This window comes from Gallintestinimicrobium sp., from assembly GCF_046968865.1.
Taxonomy (GTDB): domain Bacteria; phylum Bacillota; class Clostridia; order Lachnospirales; family Lachnospiraceae; genus Gallintestinimicrobium; species Gallintestinimicrobium propionicum.
In genome coordinates, this window is the sequence record NZ_JBKVPW010000002.1 from 100,084 (window position 1) to 117,903 (window position 17,820).

General features: G+C 51.6%; 14 protein-coding genes. 12 read left to right on the top strand and 2 right to left on the bottom strand.

Annotated elements, in window-relative coordinates; genetic code table 11:
- Positions 1-331: 331 nt before the first annotated feature.
- Positions 332-1,726 (top strand): group II intron reverse transcriptase/maturase, encoded by a 1,395-nt coding sequence (gene ltrA, locus ACLTOQ_RS02295; protein WP_412318401.1) that lies wholly within the window; start codon positions 332-334, stop codon positions 1,724-1,726.
- Positions 1,727-1,803: 77 nt separating this feature from the next.
- On the opposite strand, the gene ACLTOQ_RS02300 is transcribed toward ltrA, so the two are convergent.
- Complete coding sequence (locus ACLTOQ_RS02300; protein WP_021916381.1) at positions 1,804-3,027, bottom strand: argininosuccinate synthase; 1,224 nt, start codon at positions 3,025-3,027, stop codon at positions 1,804-1,806.
- A gap of 238 nt (positions 3,028-3,265) precedes the next feature.
- Here ACLTOQ_RS02300 and argC point away from each other — a divergent pair, with 238 nt between their 5' ends.
- The 10 genes from argC to fucU all read left to right on the top strand — a co-directional run bounded on the left by argC (position 3,266) and on the right by fucU (position 14,911).
- A complete protein-coding gene (argC, locus tag ACLTOQ_RS02305) occupies positions 3,266-4,333 on the top strand; it encodes an N-acetyl-gamma-glutamyl-phosphate reductase (RefSeq protein WP_021916380.1) in 1,068 nt (355 codons plus the stop codon).
- Between the two features lie 568 nt (positions 4,334-4,901).
- Entirely contained in the window at positions 4,902-5,423 is a 522-nt protein-coding gene (locus tag ACLTOQ_RS02310) for a DNA-deoxyinosine glycosylase (RefSeq protein WP_118496008.1), read from the top strand.
- 6 nt (positions 5,424-5,429) lie between these two features.
- Positions 5,430-5,879, top strand: coding sequence for a GNAT family N-acetyltransferase (locus ACLTOQ_RS02315; protein ID WP_337427514.1), 450 nt, complete (start codon positions 5,430-5,432; stop codon positions 5,877-5,879).
- A 53-nt stretch (positions 5,880-5,932) separates the two neighbouring features.
- Positions 5,933-7,156 carry a bifunctional glutamate N-acetyltransferase/amino-acid acetyltransferase ArgJ gene (argJ, locus tag ACLTOQ_RS02320; protein WP_337427512.1) on the top strand — a complete coding sequence of 408 codons (1,224 nt, stop codon included), beginning with the start codon at positions 5,933-5,935 and terminating at the stop codon, positions 7,154-7,156.
- Positions 7,157-7,247: 91 nt separating this feature from the next.
- The gene (gene argB / locus ACLTOQ_RS02325) at positions 7,248-8,114 is read left to right on the top strand and encodes an acetylglutamate kinase (RefSeq protein WP_412270315.1); all 867 of its coding nucleotides are present in this window, start codon (positions 7,248-7,250) and stop codon (positions 8,112-8,114) included.
- Positions 8,115-8,169: 55 nt separating this feature from the next.
- Positions 8,170-9,384 (top strand): aspartate aminotransferase family protein, encoded by a 1,215-nt coding sequence (locus tag ACLTOQ_RS02330; protein WP_337598598.1) that lies wholly within the window; start codon positions 8,170-8,172, stop codon positions 9,382-9,384.
- A gap of 48 nt (positions 9,385-9,432) precedes the next feature.
- Positions 9,433-10,797: a sugar ABC transporter substrate-binding protein gene (locus ACLTOQ_RS02335; protein WP_412318641.1), complete on the top strand. Its 1,365-nt coding sequence runs from the start codon at positions 9,433-9,435 to the stop codon at positions 10,795-10,797.
- Positions 10,798-10,882: 85 nt separating this feature from the next.
- Positions 10,883-11,314, top strand: coding sequence for a DMT family transporter (locus ACLTOQ_RS02340; protein ID WP_021916373.1), 432 nt, complete (start codon positions 10,883-10,885; stop codon positions 11,312-11,314).
- Positions 11,315-11,413: 99 nt separating this feature from the next.
- Positions 11,414-14,413, top strand: a complete 3,000-nt coding sequence (locus tag ACLTOQ_RS02345; RefSeq protein ID WP_412318642.1) for an L-fucokinase — start codon at positions 11,414-11,416, stop codon at positions 14,411-14,413.
- 72 nt (positions 14,414-14,485) lie between these two features.
- Positions 14,486-14,911, top strand: coding sequence for an L-fucose mutarotase (gene fucU / locus ACLTOQ_RS02350; protein WP_021916371.1), 426 nt, complete (start codon positions 14,486-14,488; stop codon positions 14,909-14,911).
- Here the strand turns inward: fucU and ACLTOQ_RS02355 are convergent.
- Positions 14,818-15,705, bottom strand: coding sequence for a LytTR family DNA-binding domain-containing protein (locus tag ACLTOQ_RS02355; RefSeq protein WP_412318643.1), 888 nt, complete (start codon positions 15,703-15,705; stop codon positions 14,818-14,820). The genes fucU and ACLTOQ_RS02355 overlap by 94 nt on opposite strands.
- Positions 15,706-15,861: 156 nt before the next feature.
- On the opposite strand from ACLTOQ_RS02355, the gene ACLTOQ_RS02360 reads away from it, so the two are divergent.
- On the top strand, positions 15,862-17,679 hold the full coding sequence (locus tag ACLTOQ_RS02360; RefSeq protein ID WP_337598602.1) for a hypothetical protein: 1,818 nt from the start codon (positions 15,862-15,864) through the stop codon (positions 17,677-17,679).
- Positions 17,680-17,820 lie beyond the last annotated feature (141 nt).

The following is a 17,820-nucleotide window of genomic DNA, read 5'->3' on the forward strand; positions in this document are numbered from 1 at the left end:
CTACTAACCCACGGGCAAATCTCTGGTCTGACGAACAGGAATCTCATATGAGGTCATGCATGAGGGTAAGACTGCTATTCAAGTTGAAGCCCAATAACTACACGGAATCATGCATGATAAATGAGGCAGATGGATGGAGAGGAAGAAACGTGTGGTACCTAGGGAGGTCTGTGCGGTACGCCTTGAAAGAGGTAACCATTGCATAAAGCAATGCTGAACGCACAGAAGTCAGCAGAGGCCATAGTAGCCAAACGGAACAAGTTCCGTTCGAGGTGAAGGACCGAATCAGTAGGAGTCTTGAGTATGACCGAGAAAGGAGGAATGACCGTCTATGGCAGAAAACATTGAAAACAATGGCTGTTCGCAAAGAGATAATGCGGAACATGAAGGGTATGTGAAAGCGTCTAGGTCATTCAATCGGATATGGAAAGAAAGAGACAGTGCACAGCCGAGACTTTTGGAAGCGATACTGTATAAAGACAACTTTAACAGAGCGTATAAGAGAGTTAAGGCAAACAAGGGAGCGCCAGGAATTGATGGCATGACCATTGAGGAGGCTCTTCCATATTTAAAGGAACATCAACAAGAGATAACCGACCGCATTTATCGTGGAAAGTATACTCCGTCTCCAGTAAGACGAGTTGAGATTCCCAAACCAGATGGTGGTGTGCGAAAGCTTGGCATACCAACAGTGATAGACCGCACACTTCAACAGGCAATAACCCAACAGTTAGTGCCAATCTATGAACCGCTGTTTGCAGAAGGCAGCTATGGCTATCGTCCGAACAGAAGTGCAAAAGATGCAATACTTAAGGTTAAGAAGTACGCAGAACAAGGCTATACATTTGCTGTAGTCCTTGACCTGTCAAAGTACTTCGACACTCTTAATCACGAAATTCTCATCAATCTTCTCCGAAAGAATGTAAAAGATGAACGTGTAGTACAGTTGATAAAGCGCTATCTGAAAAGCGGTGTAATGGAAAACGGAGTAGTCATTGACACAGAGGAAGGCTCACCACAAGGTGGAAATCTATCACCATTGCTGGCAAATGTCTACCTCAATGAGTTCGACCAAGAATTCCTGAAAAGAGATGTCCCATGTATAAGATATGCCGATGACATCGTGCTTCTTGCAAAGAGCAAGCGGGCATCAGAGAGACTCTTGGAAAGCAGTACAAAATATCTTGAGGAGAGGCTGAAACTTACAGTCAACCGAGAAAAGAGCCGTACTGTCAGCGTGTTTGCAATCCGAAATTTTAAATTCCTTGGCTTTGCATTGGGAAGGAACGGAAAAGGCATTTATGTCCGAGTTCATCCGAAGTCATGGAAGAAGTTTAAGTCTAGACTGAAGGAGTTATCTTCCCGTAAGCGATGTCAGTCAATCAAGCCAAGCCTTGAGAAAATCAAGGTGTATGCGAGGGGATGGCTTAACTACTACGGAATCGCAAGTATGAAGAACAACATAGATGACATCAACGGATGGCTTTATCACAGAATACGTATGTGTATATGGAAACAATGGAAATTGCCCAGAACAAAGAAGAGAAATCTGATAAAAATGGGAGTCCATGAATACTATGCGAACATGGCGGCAAACTGTCGAAGGGGACACTGGTATTGTGCCAATCTGACGACAGTCAAGAAGGCCATGACAAAAGAAAGACTGATAAACAGTGGCTTTTATGATTTAGCCACAGCCTATCAGTCTGTGCACGTCAACTATTGAAAGCGCCGTATACCGAACGGTACGTACGGTGCTGTGAGAGGACGGCGGTTAGTCACCGCCTCCTACTCGATTAGTGATTAGTTGTTGTTCTTTTCTACTTCCTGCATCTTCATTGCACGAACCTTGCTGGAAAGTCCGAACAGGTTGATGAAGCCTTCTGCATCGTGGTGGTCATACAGATCGCCGGTTGTGAAGGAAGCAAGGCTTTCATTGTAGAGAGAGTAAGGAGAAGTTGTGCCGGCTTTGATGATATTGCCCTTGTAGAGCTTGAATTTTACTTCGCCGGTTACATATTCCTGAGTCTTTTCTACGAATGCCTGAACTGCCTCGCGCAGAGGAGTGAACCATTTGCCTTCGTATACAATCTGAGCCATCTTGTTGCCCATATCGATCTTTTCTGCATAGGTATCGCGGTCGAGGATCAGCTCTTCCAGCTGCTGATGTGCCTCCATCAGGATCGTTCCGCCGGGAGTCTCATAAACGCCGCGGGATTTCATGCCAACAACACGGTTCTCTACGATATCGACGATGCCGATGCCGTGCTTTGCGCCCAGCTTGTTCAGAGTGCGGATGATGTCGGAAACCTTCATCTCTACACCGTTTACGCTCTTCGGAACGCCTTTTTCAAAGGTCATGGTAACATATTCTGCCTCGTCGGGAGCTTCCTCGGGAGTGCAGCCTAAAACAAGCAGATGTCCGTAGTTGGGCTCGTTTGCGGGATCCTCCAGCTCCAGACCTTCATGGCTGATGTGCCAGATGTTACGGTCGCGGCTGTAGCTGGAATCTGCAGAGAAAGGAAGGTGAATGCCGTGAGCCTGGCAGTATTCGATTTCGGATTCCCGGGAATCCATGGTCCACTTATCGTTTCTCCATGCAGCAATGATCTTTAAATCAGGAGCCAGGGCTTTGATGCCGAGCTCGAAACGGATCTGGTCGTTGCCCTTGCCGGTAGCGCCGTGGCAGATTGCGGTAGCGCCCTCTTTGCGGGCAACCTCAACCAGCTTCTTTGCGATCAGCGGACGCGCCATAGAGGTGCCCAGCAGGTATTTGTTTTCGTACACAGCATGTGCCTGTACGCAGGGAACGATGTATTCGTCGCACAGTTCGTCATTTACATCGAGGATATATAATTTGGAAGCACCGCAGGAGATTGCTCTTTCTTCCAGACCGTCCAGCTCTTCTTCCTGTCCGCAGTCGATGCAGACGCAGATAACTTCGTAGTCGAAATTCTCTTTCAGCCACGGAATGATGGCTGTGGTATCCAGACCGCCGGAATACGCTAAAATAACTTTTTCTTTCATGATAATTACTCCTCCATATGCTGTGTTTGATTTTTCTTTCAAGCTGTGTCAAGATAAGGATGAAAGCATCCGTTCCCGACCGACTGAAATTACTATACACCCGGATGCGAAGAAATACAAGTGTAAATTTATGCAAATTATAAATATTTTATTCAGAAAAAATGGAATATATTCCAAAAATACTTGAATATTATACATGGATGCGGTATGATTATGCAATGCTAAGGAGGAAAAGAAAATGATTCAGGTTGGAATTATCGGAGCGACCGGCTATGCCGGCGGGGAGCTGGTCCGTCTTTTATACGGGCATAAAGAGGCAGAAATCAAATGGTACGGATCCAGAAGCTATGTGGATCAGAAATATGCGTCTGTTTATCAGAATATGTTTCAGATTGTAGAGGATGTTTGTAAGGATGATAATTTAAAGCAGCTGGCAAAAGAGGTCGATGTGATCTTTACCGCGACGCCCCAGGGCTTCCTGGCAGGAGTTCTGGATGAGGAAATCCTTTCCAATACAAAGGTGATCGATCTGAGTGCGGATTTTCGGATCAAGGACGTTGCTACTTATGAAAAGTGGTATGGAATCGAACATAAATCTCCGCAGTTTATTCCGGAAGCGGTTTACGGTCTGTGTGAAAGAAACCGTGAGGCGATCAAACAGGCTCGTCTGGTAGCAAATCCGGGCTGTTATCCCACCTGCTCCATTACTTCGATCTTTCCGCTGGCAGCAGAGGGACTGATCGATATGGATACGCTGATTATTGATGCAAAGAGCGGTACCTCCGGGGCAGGGCGCAGTGCAAAGGTTGCAAACCTGTACTGTGAGGTGAATGAAAATATCAAGGCATACGGTGTTGCGAGCCATCGTCATACGCCGGAGATCGAGGAGCAGCTGTCCTATGCGGCAGGCTGTCCGGTTGTGCTGAACTTTACGCCGCATCTGGTTCCGATGAACCGTGGAATTCTGGTGACGGCTTATGCTTCCTTAAAAGAAGTGAAAAAGCCGGACGGAAGCCTTGGACTGCCGGATGCTGCAATGATTCGGGCAGCCTATGACAAATATTATCAGGATGAGAAGTTTGTGCGCGTGCTGCCGGAGGGTGTGTGCCCGGAAACGAAGTGGGTAGAGGGCAGCAATTTTGTAGATGTGAACGTTAAGGTCGATCCGCGGACGAAGCGTGTGATTATGATGGGTGCCATGGATAATCTGGTGAAAGGCGCAGCAGGACAGGCAGTGCAGAATATGAATCTGATGTTTGGGCTGGAGGAGTCCGAGGGGCTGGATCTTGTGCCGATGTTCCCGTAAGGGATGGTGGATTCCCGGCAGACTTTGACCGCCCCGGCAGCCGACTGCATTGCGTCCCCGGGATTTGTGCGCTGAAACTTTTATGCAAAAGCGCGTCGGCTTCCTAAGGGCGCACCTCACGTCCGAAACTTGCAGGCATGGTGGTAGGTTTTTGGCTGCTTTGGCGGTTGTGCATGCCTGCTTCGGACAGTCGGACGTTCGGTGCCGGAAGCCTGTGCGTTTTTGCAAAAGTTTCGCTTGCAAATCAAGGGGACGCAATTGCAGTCGGCAGCCGGGGCTGGCAATCAGTCTGCGCGGTGAGGCCTGGTTGCCTGCGGCAACAGCGGCCTGTGAGGTAGGGCTGAGTTTGTTGGGGGCTGGTCGGCTGCGCCGACTGCGCCTACTTCGGCGGTGAGGCCTGGTTGCCTGCGGCAACAGCGGCCCGGGAGGTAGGGCTGAGTTTGTGTGGGCTGGTCGCCGTAGGCGACTTCGCCCTGTTGGGGCAAAAAAGTCTTGATTTTCCGTGGAGTTGTTTGTAAAATTCAAGGTTAGAGAAATTTAGTGGCTTTGAAGGATTGAGGTGTTTTGGATGGCTGTTGGGCAGGAGTTGGTGGTGCATCCTTTTTCGCCGGTTGTGGACGGGCATTCCAGGGTGTTGATTTTAGGAAGTCTGCCGTCGGTGAAGTCGAGGGAGAATCATTTTTATTACGGGCATCCGCAGAACCGGTTTTGGAAGGTTTTAGCGGGGGTGTGTCAGGCGGAGGTTCCGGTGTCGGTGGAGGAGAAAAAGGCTTTTTTGCTGGCAAATGGGATTGCTGTGTGGGATGTGATCGCTTCCTGTCGGATTGTAGGGTCTTCGGACAGCTCCATCCGGGATGTGGCAGCAAACGATGTGGCCGGGCTTTTGCAGGATTCCAGGATTGAGGCGGTGTTTTGCAACGGCGCAAAGTCATGGGAGTTATATCACAGGTATTGTGAGAAGGCATGTCAGCGGGAAGCGGGGAAGCTTCCCTCCACGTCGCCGGCGAATGCGGCATGGTCGCCTGAACGGCTGATAAAAAGCTGGGGCGAGGCGCTTTTGCCTTATGTTGGCCCCGGCAGGAAAGGATAAATAACAATGGTTACAGTGCGCAGCATGCAAATAGAGGATTATGATCAGGTATACGCCCTTTGGATGACGATTCACGGGTTTTCGATCCGGACGATCGACGATTCCAGAGAAGGGGTGGAGCGGTTTTTGAAGCGAAATCCCGGAATCAGCGTAGTCGCTGAGATGGACGGCAGAGTGGTCGGCGCGATTTTGTGCGGGCATGACGGGCGCAGGGGCTGTCTGTATCACGTCTGTGTGCATGAGGATTACCGGATGCACGGGATCGGCAGGGCGATGGTGGTGCACTGTATGAATGCGCTGCAGCATGAGGGCATCAATAAGGTGTCCCTGATCGCGTTTACGAAAAATGATATCGGCAACGCCTTCTGGAAGCAGATCGGCTGGACGAAGCGCGAAGATTTAAACTATTACGATTTTGTTTTAAATCAGAAAAATATCGAAAATTTCAACGCTTGAGCGGGCAAAAGATACTGCTCAATCTGACATAAAAAGAAAGGCAGGAGGAACATATGGAGATCATTACAGGCGGCGTAACCGCGGCAAAGGGATTTATGGCAGCCGGCGTAGAGGCCGGGATCAAGTATCAGAACAGAAAAGATATGGCAATGGTGTATTCCAAAACGCCGTGTCGCGCAGCGGGCGTGTTTACGACGAATGTAGTAAAAGCTGCTCCTGTTTTATGGGATAAGGAAGTCGTAGAGAGCGAGTGGGAAGCTCAGGCGATCGTTGTAAACTCCGGTATCGCAAATGCATGTACCGGAAAGCTCGGCTATGAATATTGCAGGGAGACGGCAGGAGCGGCAGCAGATGCGCTGGAGATTTCTCCTCAGAGCGTCCTGATTTGTTCGACCGGCGTCATCGGTATGCAGCTTCCGATGGAAAAAATGACCGAAGGTGTGCGTATGCTGGCAAAGGCGATCAAGCCCGGAGAAGAAGCAGGAACCGATGCGGCAAAGGCGATTATGACAACGGATACCCGCAACAAGCAGGTTGCAGTAAAGGTGACGATTGGTGGAAAAGAAGTAACCATCGGCGGCATGTGCAAAGGCTCCGGCATGATTCATCCGAATATGTGCACAATGCTCGCATTTGTGACAACGGATGTGAATATCTCCAAAAAGCTTCTGCAGGAAGCACTGAGCGCTGACGTGCAGGATACCTTCAACATGGTTTCCGTAGACGGCGATACCTCGACGAACGATACGCTGCTTGTGCTGGCAAACGGCCAGGCGGGAAACCATGAAATCACGGAAAAGGGCGCGGACTACGATACGTTTGTGGAAGCGCTTCATTATGTCAATGAGACGCTGGCGAAGAAGATCGCAGGCGACGGCGAGGGCGCAACCGCGCTGTTCGAGGTAAAGGTCATTCATGCGGATAATAAGGAAGATGCAAAGACCCTGGCAAAATCGGTCATCACCTCCAGCCTGACAAAGGCAGCCTTGTTTGGACACGATGCGAACTGGGGACGGATTCTGTGTGCGCTGGGCTATTCCGGGGCAAAATTCGATCCCGAGGCGATAGAACTGTATCTGGAAAGCAGCGCCGGAAAGATCCTGATCTTCAAGGATGGTATGGCGGCAGATTACAGCGAGGAAGAAGCGACCCGGATCCTGTCCTGCTCCGAGGTGACTGCGCTTGTGGATATGAAGATGGGCGAGGCGGAAGCGACAGCCTGGGGCTGTGACTTAACCTACGATTATGTCAAGATTAACGCGGACTACCGCAGCTGACGCGAACCGGCGTTAGAACGATAAAACAGTCTCACAGCGCCGCAAAAGGAAACGTGCGCAGAAATGGGAGGAAAAAGTGGAAAAACCGGAAATGGAACAGATCATGAAAAAAGCGGAGGTGCTGATTGAAGCGCTCCCCTATATCCAGAAATTCAACCGGAAAATTATCGTGGTAAAATACGGCGGCAGCGCCATGAGCAATGAAGAGCTGCAGAAAAACGTCATCAAGGACGTGACGCTGTTAAAGCTGGTAGGTTTTAAGCCGATCATCGTACACGGCGGCGGCAAGGCCATCAGCAAATGGGTGGCAAAAGCCGGCAAGGAGCCTGTTTTTGTCAACGGATTGCGCGTGACGGACGCTGAAACGATGGAAATCGCGGAAATGGTGCTGGGGCGCGTCAACAAAAATCTGGTTGCCATGGTACAGGAGCTTGGCGTACCCGCAGCTGGCATCAGCGGCAAGGACGGCGGTCTTCTGCAGGTGGAAAAGAAATATTCCGATGGGAAGGATATCGGCTTTGTCGGCGATGTGACCAAAGTAAATCCCAAGATTTTATATGATCTGATCGACCGCGATTACCTTCCGATCGTAGCTCCGGTGGGCATGGATGAAAATTGCGAGACCTATAATATCAACGCAGATGACGCAGCATGCGCGATCGCAAGGGCGGTCGGCGCGGACAAGCTCGTGTTCCTGACGGACGTAGAAGGTCTGTACAAGGACTTTTCTGATAAATCCTCTTTCATCTCCCGCATTACAGCAAGCGACGCGGAAGCGCTTGTCAGCAGCGGTGAGATCGGCGGCGGCATGCTGCCGAAGTTAAACAACTGTACGGCGGCGGTCAAAGGCGGCGTCAACCGGGTACATATTCTGGACGGCAGAATCCCCCACTGTCTGCTTTTGGAAATTTTTACAGATCATGGGATCGGAACGGCGATTGTCGGAGACGATGAGTAGGTTTAAAGCAGTGCAAAGCACCTTCGGCACAAAGTGCCTGCGGAATGGAGGAAACATGGGTGAATTGATGCAGCAGTATATCGACGAAGCCGAGCAGGATCTTCTGCATACCTATAATCGGTATCAGGTCGTTCTGGATCGCGGCGACGGCGTATCTTTATATGATATAGAAGGAAAACGGTATCTGGATTTTGTGGCTGGTATTGCGGTGTTTGCCCTCGGCTATCATAATGCCGAGTACAATGATGCGCTGAAGGCGCAGATCGACAAGGTCATCCACACCTCGAATTATTATTACAATGTTCCTGCGGTGGAAGCGGCAAGACATCTGAAAAAGGTTTCCCGGATGGACCGCGTGTTCTTCACCAACAGCGGTGCGGAGGCAATTGAGGGCGCGATCAAGGCGGCGCGGAAATATGCTTATTTAAAAGACGGCACGACAGATCATGAGATCATTGCCATGAACCATTCGTTCCACGGTCGGACGATGGGAGCACTGTCGGTAACCGGCAATCCGCATTATAGAGAGGCATTTGAGCCCGGAATCGGCAATATCCGGTTTGCCGATCTCAACGATTTTGACAGCGTGCTGGCATGCGTAAATGACAAGACGTGCGCAATTTTGCTGGAAACCGTGCAGGGAGAAGGCGGAATTTATCCGGTACAGGAGGACTTTCTGAAAAAAGTGCGCGCGCTGTGCGATGAAAAGGATATCCTGCTGATTCTGGATGAAATCCAGTGCGGCATGGGACGAACCGGCTATTGGTATGCGTGGCAGAAATACGGCGTAAAGCCGGATATCATGACGACGGCAAAAGCCCTTGGCTGCGGTGTCCCGGTAGGTGCATTTTTAATGACGGAAAAGGTCGGACAGCATTCACTTACGGCAGGCGACCACGGCACGACCTATGGCGGCAACCCGCTGGCATGTGCAGCTGTGGCAAAGGTGCTGGATCTGTTTGAGGAAAACAACATTCTGGAGCATGTGCGGGAGGTGTCGGCTTATCTGGAAGAAAAGCTGGACAGCCTGGCAGCAAAATATGATTTTATCACGGACAGAAGAGGCATGGGACTGATGCAGGGACTTGTCTTTGACCGTCCGGTTGCGCCTGTGATCAACGCAGCGCTGGAAAACGGTCTGATTCTGATCAATGCGGGAATCAATATTATCCGCTTCGTTCCGCCTCTTGTCATCACCGACGCAGATGTGGATGAAATGATCGAAATTCTGGATTCATGCCTGAAAACGTTTCAGGAGCAAAACGCGTAGCTGCCGGGAAACGGCAGCGCGGCAAAAAAGAAAGAAATGGAGAGGAACATGTCTTTTTACCCAAAACTGATCGGGGCGGTCTGCGGTGTCTGTGCTGCGGGAGCTTTGATTTATGCGGGCGTCTCTGCCATGGATAAGGCAGGCGTTTCTACGGACGGTATTTTGTCGTCCAAACCGACGCTGACGGTATGGTATACCGAGGAAAAACTGGAGGATTATCTTTCCGCGATGGCGCTTGAATATCAGGATGCGATCGGCGTGCGTGTTGTTCCGGTTTTGAAAAGCGGTCTGGAATATCTCGAGGCAGTAAACGACGCTTCCATCGCAGAGGAATCGATGCCGGATGTTTACCTGATCAGCAATGACGGACTGGAAAAAGCGTACCTTGCCGGGCTGGCGGTAAATGTGAAGGATCAGAATGCTGTCCTGAATACCGAAAATTTTCCGCAGACTGCACTGGACGCTGTGACCTATCAGGGACATGCGGTTGCTTATCCGCTGTATTTTGAAACCAGTGCGCTTGTATACAACCAGACGTATCTGGAGCAGGCGGCGGCAGAGCTGGAAACGGACGAGGTGTCCCTGATTCCGAAAACGATTGAAGATATCCGGAATTTTGCGGATGAGTACAACGCGCCGGAAACGGTAGAATCGGTTTTCCGATGGGATGTATCTGATTTTTTCTATAATTATTTCTTTGCAGGAAATTATATCACCGTTGGCGGAAGCTGCGGGGATGATTCGTCCCGGATCAACATCTATAATCAGGATGCGGTTTACGGGCTTGCGACGTACCAGAAGCTGAGTCAGTTTTTCTCGATCGATGCGGCGACTTCGAGCTACGACCAGGTTGTGCAGGATTTTTTGGATGGAAAGCTGGTTTATACGATCGCGACCACCGATATTCTGGATCGGGTTGTGCAGGCGAAGGCAGACGGAAGCTTTGCGTGGGAATACGGCGTAGCGTCCCTGCCGGATATCAGTGAAACGGTTTGCTCCCGCGGTATTTCCGTGACCGGAAGCATTGTTGTAAACGGCTACGGTAAGCATCAGGACGAGGCGGATAATTTCGCAGCATGGCTTTGCACGGACAGCGCGGATAAGCTGTTTGACCGCAGTACCCTTGTGCCTGCCAAAAAGAGCGCAGCGCAGCAGACGGAGGAGATGGCAGCGTTCTGGCAGGAATACAGCCAGACGGTTCCGGTGCCGAAGCTGATGGCGACTGCGAACTTCTGGGTACAGATGGAGATCGCGGAGACGAAAATCTGGGAGGGAGAAAACGTTTCGGACGTTTTAAAAGACCTTTCGGAAAAAATCATGACACAGGTAACCGGCACGCAGTACGTGGAAGAAGAATATATCGAAGTGCCTACGGAGACCCAAATCGATTACGCCGAGAGCGAAGAAGAATAAGAACGTGTATAAAAATCCAACCATAACGCATACTGTATTTCATACCGGACGCTGTCAGGGCGGACGGAAGAAGGAGGCTTGCAGGATGGTTGGATTTTTGATTGCAGTTTTATCCGGGGTTCTGATGAGCGTGCAGGGCATTTTCAATACACAGGTCACAAAAGCGTCGAGCATCTGGTCTGCGAATGTGTTTGTGCAGGCGACGGCGCTGCTGTCGTGCCTGGCAGTTTGGCTTGCAGCGGACCGGTCGAATCTGTTTGCCGTGTTTAGGAGCGAGCCGAAGTATCTGCTGCTTGGCGGCGTACTCGGCGCCGGGATTACCTGGACAGTGATTAAGGCGATGGCGATGCTTGGACCTGCAAGGGCGGTTCTGTTTATCGTGGTGGCGCAGATCGCGGCGGCATACCTTGTGGAGCTGTTTGGGCTATTCGGCGTTGAAAAAGCAGCGTGGGAGTGGAGAAAGGCGATCGGACTTGCTGTAGCGGCTGTCGGAATTGCCGTTTTTCAGTGGAAATAGCGCCCGGAATATGCTATCCTACCAGTAGTGAGAGGTCTGCAGAAGGAGCTGGATTTTGGTATCTGCAGCCATGAAATACAAGAGAGGATGTGTATTTGATTGTCTTATCAGACGTTATTTTTACAGCAGTCTTATCGGGACTGTACGAAACAGTATGAGGAAATTCTGCACAACCCGAACCTGCCGTTGTGGGATTATGTGGTGCTGACGGCTTCGAACGAGGCCCAGGCTCAGGCATATCGTGCGCAGATTTCCTACCGCTTAAAGCATCAGATGCTCCCGGAAAAGACACACTATGCGGTGCTGCCTGATCCGGACGGCAAGCGTGTCGGAAGCGGCGGCGCGACTTTAAATGTGCTGCGCTATATCCGGGAGCATGCGGCGGGTAAGCAGAGTCCGGCTGCCGTGCTGCATAGCGCAGTGCAGGGTGACGGCGCAGTGGAGAGTAGTCAGTTTGTGTCTGCGCAGCCCGGCGAAGCAGCTTGCCACGCCTTTGACGGCAAGCGCATTCTGGTCATCCATTCCGGCGGGGACAGTAAGCGCGTGCCCCAGTATTCTGCCTGCGGCAAGCTCTTTTCCCCCGTGCCGCGGATTCTTCCAAACGGCCGCAGATCGACGCTGTTCGACGAATTTATGATTGCCATGTGCGGTGTTGCGGCGCGGATGAACGCCGGAATGCTTGTCTGCTCCGGGGATGTGCTGCTGCTGTTTAACCCGCTGCAGATCGATTTTTACGGAAAAGGCGCTGCGGCGCTGTCGATCAAGGAGCCTGCAGAAATCGGCAAAAACCATGGTGTATACAGACGGGACAGGGAAGGAAATGTCGGCGGATTTTTACATAAAAAGACCGTAGAGCAGCTGCACGAAATGGGTGCGATGGACGAGCACGGGCATGTGGATATCGACACCGGCGCGGTTATGATGAGCGTAGACCTGCTCAATTCCCTTTACAGTCTGATCGACACAGAGGAAAAGTTTGCCGCCTGTGTCAACGAACAGGCGCGGCTTTCGTTTTATGCGGACTTTCTGTATCCACTGGCGTCGGATTCCACCCTGGAGCAGTATTATCAGGAGACGCCCGAGGGTGAGTTTACACCGGAGCTGAGAGCCTGCCGGGAAAAAATCTGGGCGGCGCTGCATCCCTATCAGATGAAGCTGATCCGGATGTCACCGGCGGCATTTATCCATTTTGGGACGACCCGGGAGCTGCTGCATCTGATGACGGAGGGGATGGAGCAATTTACGCATCTGGGCTGGCAGGCGAGGATCAACACCAACAGTCAGGAAAAAAGCTATGGGGCTGGAAACAGCTATATCAGTCTGCGTGCAGACGTTGGCGCGGGAAGCTATATCGAAGACAGCTATTTGCATCATGGTACGGTTGTCGGGGAGCGCTGCGTGATCTCCGGCGTGACGCTGGATGGACAGAGCGTTCCGGCGGATACGGTACTGCATGGGCTAAAGCTGCAGGACGGCAGGTTTGTTGTCCGGATGTACGGCGTTTGCGACAATCCGAAGGAAGCGGCATTATTTGGAAAAAAGATCGGCGAACCGTTGTGGACGGCGGCAGTTTATCCGATTCGAAATACGATTCAGGAAGCAGTATCTGCGACACTGCGTGCATATGAAGACGGTTTTCCAACACTGGAAGACGGGATTTCTTTAAAAGACAGCTTCAACCAGGCGGATGTAACGGCGATTCTGCCCTGGCAGGATAAGCTGGAGGATAAGGTAAAAATCGAATCCCTGTTGGAGGCCATCGATAAAAAGGATAACCTCCATGAGGCGGTGAAGGTGTTCAACGGGGAGATCAATGCGCGCGTAATCCGGCAGCTTTGCGGTCTGGCGGAAAAGCTGGACGAACAGGAGCTGTTTGAATTTTCCCGGAAAATCCGGATTTATTATGCGCTGTCCTGTCTGACGAAGCAGGATAAGTATCTTGACCTGTGCCTGGATACGATCCGAAACGCGATTCTTGTCGGGGCGGTGGCAGGGCTTTCCTACGATCCGATGGCAAAAATGGAGCAGGAGGAAGTGGTGGTACGCCTGCCCGTGCGCGTCAACTGGGGCGGCGGCTGGAGCGATACGCCTCCATATTGCATGGAGCACGGCGGAACGGTGCTGAATGCGGCGGTGAAGCTGGACGGACAAAATCCTGTCGAGGCAGTTGTGAAAAAGATTCCGGGCAATCAGATCGTGCTGGCCAGCGCGGACAGCGGCGCAGAGCAGGCATTTTCTGAAATCAGTCAGCTACAGGATTCCAGTAATCCTTACGATCCCTTTGCCCTGCATAAGGCGGCGCTGATCGCCTGCGGCATCATTCCGTACCGGGAGCAGATTTCTGTCGAAGAGGTGACGAAAAATCTCGGCAGCGGGCTCTATTTGTCCACACAGGTGATTCATATCCCGAGAGGCAGCGGCCTCGGTACGTCCTCGATTCTTGCGGGCGCATGTGTCAAGGCGATTTACCGGATGCTCGGAAAGGAGCTGTCTCAGGAGGAGCTGTACAACCGGGTCCTGTGCATGGAGCAGATTATGTCCACGGGCGGCGGCTGGCAGGACCAGGTGGGCGGGCTTGCGCCTGGAATCAAAATGGTGACCAGCGATGCAGCGATTGTACAGGAAATCGGCTGCAGTCCATGCAGCATCAGCACAGAGACGCTGCAGGAGTTAAACGAGCGATTCTGCCTGATTTATTCCGGACAGCGCAGGCTTGCAAGAAACCTGCTGCGCGATATTGTAAGCCGCTATGTGAGCGGTAACCCGGATACGGTGGAGGTGCTTTATGAGATCCAGCGGATAGCGGTTTTGATGCGCTTTGAGCTGGAAAAGGGAAATGTAGACGGCTTTGCACAGCTCCTGAACCAGCACTGGGAGCTTTCCAGACGGCTGGATGGCGGCTGTACTAATACCTGTATTGATATGATCTTTAGTTCCGTGGAGGATCTGATCGACGGAAAGATGATCTGCGGCGCAGGCGGCGGAGGCTTTTTACAGGTTATCCTGAAAAAAGGCGTGACTGCGGAACAGGTGCAGAAGCGTCTGAGAGAGGTATTCCAGGACAGCGGCGTGGAGGTATGGCGCTGCAGCCTGGTGTGATGACAGCGCGTGCGGCGAAAATACGGCGTGGCAGGCGCGCTGCTGCAGAATAAGTTTAAGGGGATATTCGATATGTTGAAGGGAATTTCACCACTGATTTCACCGGAGCTGTTAAAAGTTCTTGATGAAATGGGACACGGAGACGAGATCGTGCTGGCGGATGCGAACTTTCCGTCCAGCAGCATCGGACAACGGGTGATCCGGGCGGATGGAATCGGTACGGCAGAGCTTTTGGCGGCGATTTTGCCGTTGTTTCCGTTGGATCAGTACGATCCCGAGCATTTCGTCCTGATGGAGGTCGTGCCGGGAGATACGGTTGTACCGGTGATCTGGGAGGCTTATAAGGCTCTCCTGAACTATTATGAGCCGGACACAGAGGTGCATAAGATCGAGCGGTTTGCCTATTACGAGCGCGCCAAAAAGGCGTACTGCGTGGTAGCGACCGGAGAAAAAGCCCAGTATGCCAATATCATTTTGAAAAAAGGTGTTGTGAAGTAGGGGCTGGAAAAAGATTGGCGGGGCAGCAGAAGATCCCTCACTGCGGTATATTTTTTCTCCGGGATCGGGATGATCCGCCCGTCGGTCATCTGCACCTGAAAGCGGCTGATTTTCTGGACGAAGGAGGGATTGATGAGGTAGCTTTCGTGGCAACGGATAAAGAACGCACCGTAGCGTTCCGCGAGGGCGGAGAGGCGTTCGACGGATTCATAGACCTGGTCGGTGGTATGGAGGATCGTATGGCGTCCGTGGGTTTCCGCATATAGGATGGAGCTCCAGTTCAAATAGATCAGCGTCTTTTGTGTGCCGCGGAAGCGGAGCCTGTCAGAGCGGGTTTCTCCGGCAAGAACCAGTTGATCCCGGTAGGTTTCTTCGTAGTGAACCGGATAAATACGGTCCCGTTTGTCATAGGCAATCGCGTTCGAAATATGGCACAGACGGATGTAGGGCGTGTTATTGTGGAATACCCAGGTAAAGACGATCCGTTGATAGACGCGGCCGGAGCTTCCATCCGGCCAGAAGGTATCGACGAGAAAGGAAAGAAGGATATTCATAACATGACTGCTTCCGGTCGGAAGTAAAGTCGCTGTCAGGTTGTGGACGGCAAAACGCAGTTCGTGTTTTTCGGCTGCAAAGGCTGCGACGAGCGCTTTTTTCGTGCGGATCACCTGTCCGACAGCAGGGCCGATCCAGAGAACGTCCTCATCGCAGGCATCCAGAAAAGGCTGAATCCTGTTTTCGTAATAATCCAACAGTATTTGTGCGGTGTAGTCGGCAAGCTCCTGAATTTGCATAAAGCATCCTCCTTCAGAACCGTTATTTAGAACAAAATACACGTCATATTTTACATTATATTGCAGAAAGTGAAAAAATCAAATATAATATTTTTATAGAGACGATAAAATTTGTGCATTATTACGGTTTGCCCATATTGGAAGGGAGGAAGGAGAATGAAACGAAAACATTATCTTGCCTGGATGCTCACAGCAGCGCTTACGGCTGCTTCGGTTATGCCGATGACGGTGTATGCGCAGCCTGCTTCTGCAGGCGGCGGCAAGGTGAAGGTCGTAGAGGGAGATGTAAGCGGAGAGATGCAGGGAGGCGTGATGTCGCCGGGAGCGGTGGCAGTCGAGGGCGCTGACCTGACGGTGAACGGAAACGTTTCGGACGGTCTGGTTTCAGACGGTGCTACGTTAACCGTAAACGGAAATGTGACAGGAAACGGAATCAATACGGTCGTTGCAAAAAAAGGGACTGTGACGGTAAACGGAACGGTAACAGCAACGGATTTGAACCGCCAGACAGGTGTTCTGGCGTCAAACGGCAGCAAGCTGACGGTCGGGGATACGGAGGTTGGCGGAAAAGAATCGACCGGCGTGATTGCAGAAAGCGGGTCGAAAGCGACAGCCGGAAATGTGAAAGTTTCCGGGGAATACATGACAGGAGCTTCGGCATGCGGAGACAGCACGGTTCATGTAAAAGGTGATGTGACTGCAACCGGTGAAAACTCAGTCGGCATTGATGGAGAAACCGGCACGATAAAAGTCGGAGGCGATGTCTCCGGGATAGAAGCGGTCGTTGCAAGGGGAGAGGCTGACGTAACGGTAGGCGGTTCCGTAAGCGGAACATTAAGTGGCATTGTAGCGGTTGGAAACGCATCGGTAAGCGTGAAAGGAGATGCAGAGACGAAGGTCGGCCCTGGCGTGTTTGCGCAAGAAAACGCAACGGTTACCGTCGATGGAAATGTGACCGGTGGAACGTTCTACGAAGCACCGGAGGGCTATGAATACGTGTATCCCGCTATTATTGCAGGGGCCGGCACGACTGTCATCGTAAAAGGGACGGTATCGACAGCAGAAAGAAACTTTTTTGCCGTGGGCATCAATTGCTGGGATGCCGGAAGCCAGAAGGGAACGTTGATCCTTGAGAAAGCGAAAGCCGGCGGAGAGGCGAACGCGATTTATGTGAATGCAGCCCCGGGCGCTTCGCAGGAGGATATTCTGAACAGTCTGCCGGATATCGTGGTGGGAGAGCTGGTCGCAAAGAATGAAGATTTTATCTGGAACAGTTATGACAATGGGCTGTATGGGAACGATCCGGAGGATGAAACAATCGGGGAGCTGAATGAAAAGATTTATGCTACGATCCGGTATATGATCCGGTGGAACAATTCGGAGGGCGGCAGCTTTTCGGTAAACGGAACCTCCAAATACGGGGAGTATGATGTCGCGCAGGAAAATCAGGAGCTTGGGATTACGATTCAGATTGCAGAAGGGTACGAGCTGGAATCCATTTCCGGAGGAAAAGCACAGGTCCTTCAGCGGCCGGATGGAACCTGGTCGGTGATCGTTCCGCGCGGCGGCGGTGTGAATCTGTCCGCAGTGCTGAAACGGATCATAAAGGAAGAAATGAAAAACAGCGCCGTTTCTAATCCGGGTGCTTCCGGTTCGGAAGAGCAGACGACAGTACAGAAAAGCTCCGGCTATGCCGAATTCCAGAAAGCGGTGCGCAGCCAGATCAAAAATGCAGCGCCCGGAGCAGTTGTGGAAATAGACGGAAAGAACTGGATGAGCTTTGACCGTAGCACGATGGAGGAACTGAGCAAACGAAATGATCTGACGGTTGTTGTGCGTTTTCGGTATCTTGGAAAGCGTTGGAGAGTAGTAGTTCCGGCTGGCTATGCGGTGCAGACGCTGCTGAATCAGGAGGGATACACTGGATTTTTATACCTGAGCGCAGTTTTCGGTGCAGTGCCGGAAGAAGCATAATAGATGGAAAAGTCGCCCAGGGCGGAAGCTGCCACCGTCCTGCGGCGGTTTGTGGAGATCGTCATCGATCCGCAGACCGCAAGGGAATTGGCACAGAAGAACAGCGGGAAACAATAGAATGCACGCTCTGTGAGCATTCTA

Excerpts from the sequence above, each read along its gene's own strand:
- ltrA (WP_412318401.1), top strand. The coding sequence starts at position 332 with ATGGCAGAAAACATTGAAAACAATGGCTGTTCGCAAAGAGATAATGCG.
- ACLTOQ_RS02300 (WP_021916381.1), bottom strand. The coding sequence starts at position 3,027 with ATGAAAGAAAAAGTTATTTTAGCGTATTCCGGCGGTCTGGATACCACA.
- argC (WP_021916380.1), top strand. The coding sequence starts at position 3,266 with ATGATTCAGGTTGGAATTATCGGAGCGACCGGCTATGCCGGCGGGGAG.
- ACLTOQ_RS02310 (WP_118496008.1), top strand. The coding sequence starts at position 4,902 with ATGGCTGTTGGGCAGGAGTTGGTGGTGCATCCTTTTTCGCCGGTTGTG.
- ACLTOQ_RS02315 (WP_337427514.1), top strand. The coding sequence starts at position 5,430 with ATGGTTACAGTGCGCAGCATGCAAATAGAGGATTATGATCAGGTATAC.
- argJ (WP_337427512.1), top strand. The coding sequence starts at position 5,933 with ATGGAGATCATTACAGGCGGCGTAACCGCGGCAAAGGGATTTATGGCA.
- argB (WP_412270315.1), top strand. The coding sequence starts at position 7,248 with ATGGAACAGATCATGAAAAAAGCGGAGGTGCTGATTGAAGCGCTCCCC.
- ACLTOQ_RS02330 (WP_337598598.1), top strand. The coding sequence starts at position 8,170 with ATGGGTGAATTGATGCAGCAGTATATCGACGAAGCCGAGCAGGATCTT.
- ACLTOQ_RS02335 (WP_412318641.1), top strand. The coding sequence starts at position 9,433 with ATGTCTTTTTACCCAAAACTGATCGGGGCGGTCTGCGGTGTCTGTGCT.
- ACLTOQ_RS02340 (WP_021916373.1), top strand. The coding sequence starts at position 10,883 with ATGGTTGGATTTTTGATTGCAGTTTTATCCGGGGTTCTGATGAGCGTG.
- fucU (WP_021916371.1), top strand. The coding sequence starts at position 14,486 with ATGTTGAAGGGAATTTCACCACTGATTTCACCGGAGCTGTTAAAAGTT.
- ACLTOQ_RS02355 (WP_412318643.1), bottom strand. The coding sequence starts at position 15,705 with ATGCAAATTCAGGAGCTTGCCGACTACACCGCACAAATACTGTTGGAT.
- ACLTOQ_RS02360 (WP_337598602.1), top strand. The coding sequence starts at position 15,862 with ATGAAACGAAAACATTATCTTGCCTGGATGCTCACAGCAGCGCTTACG.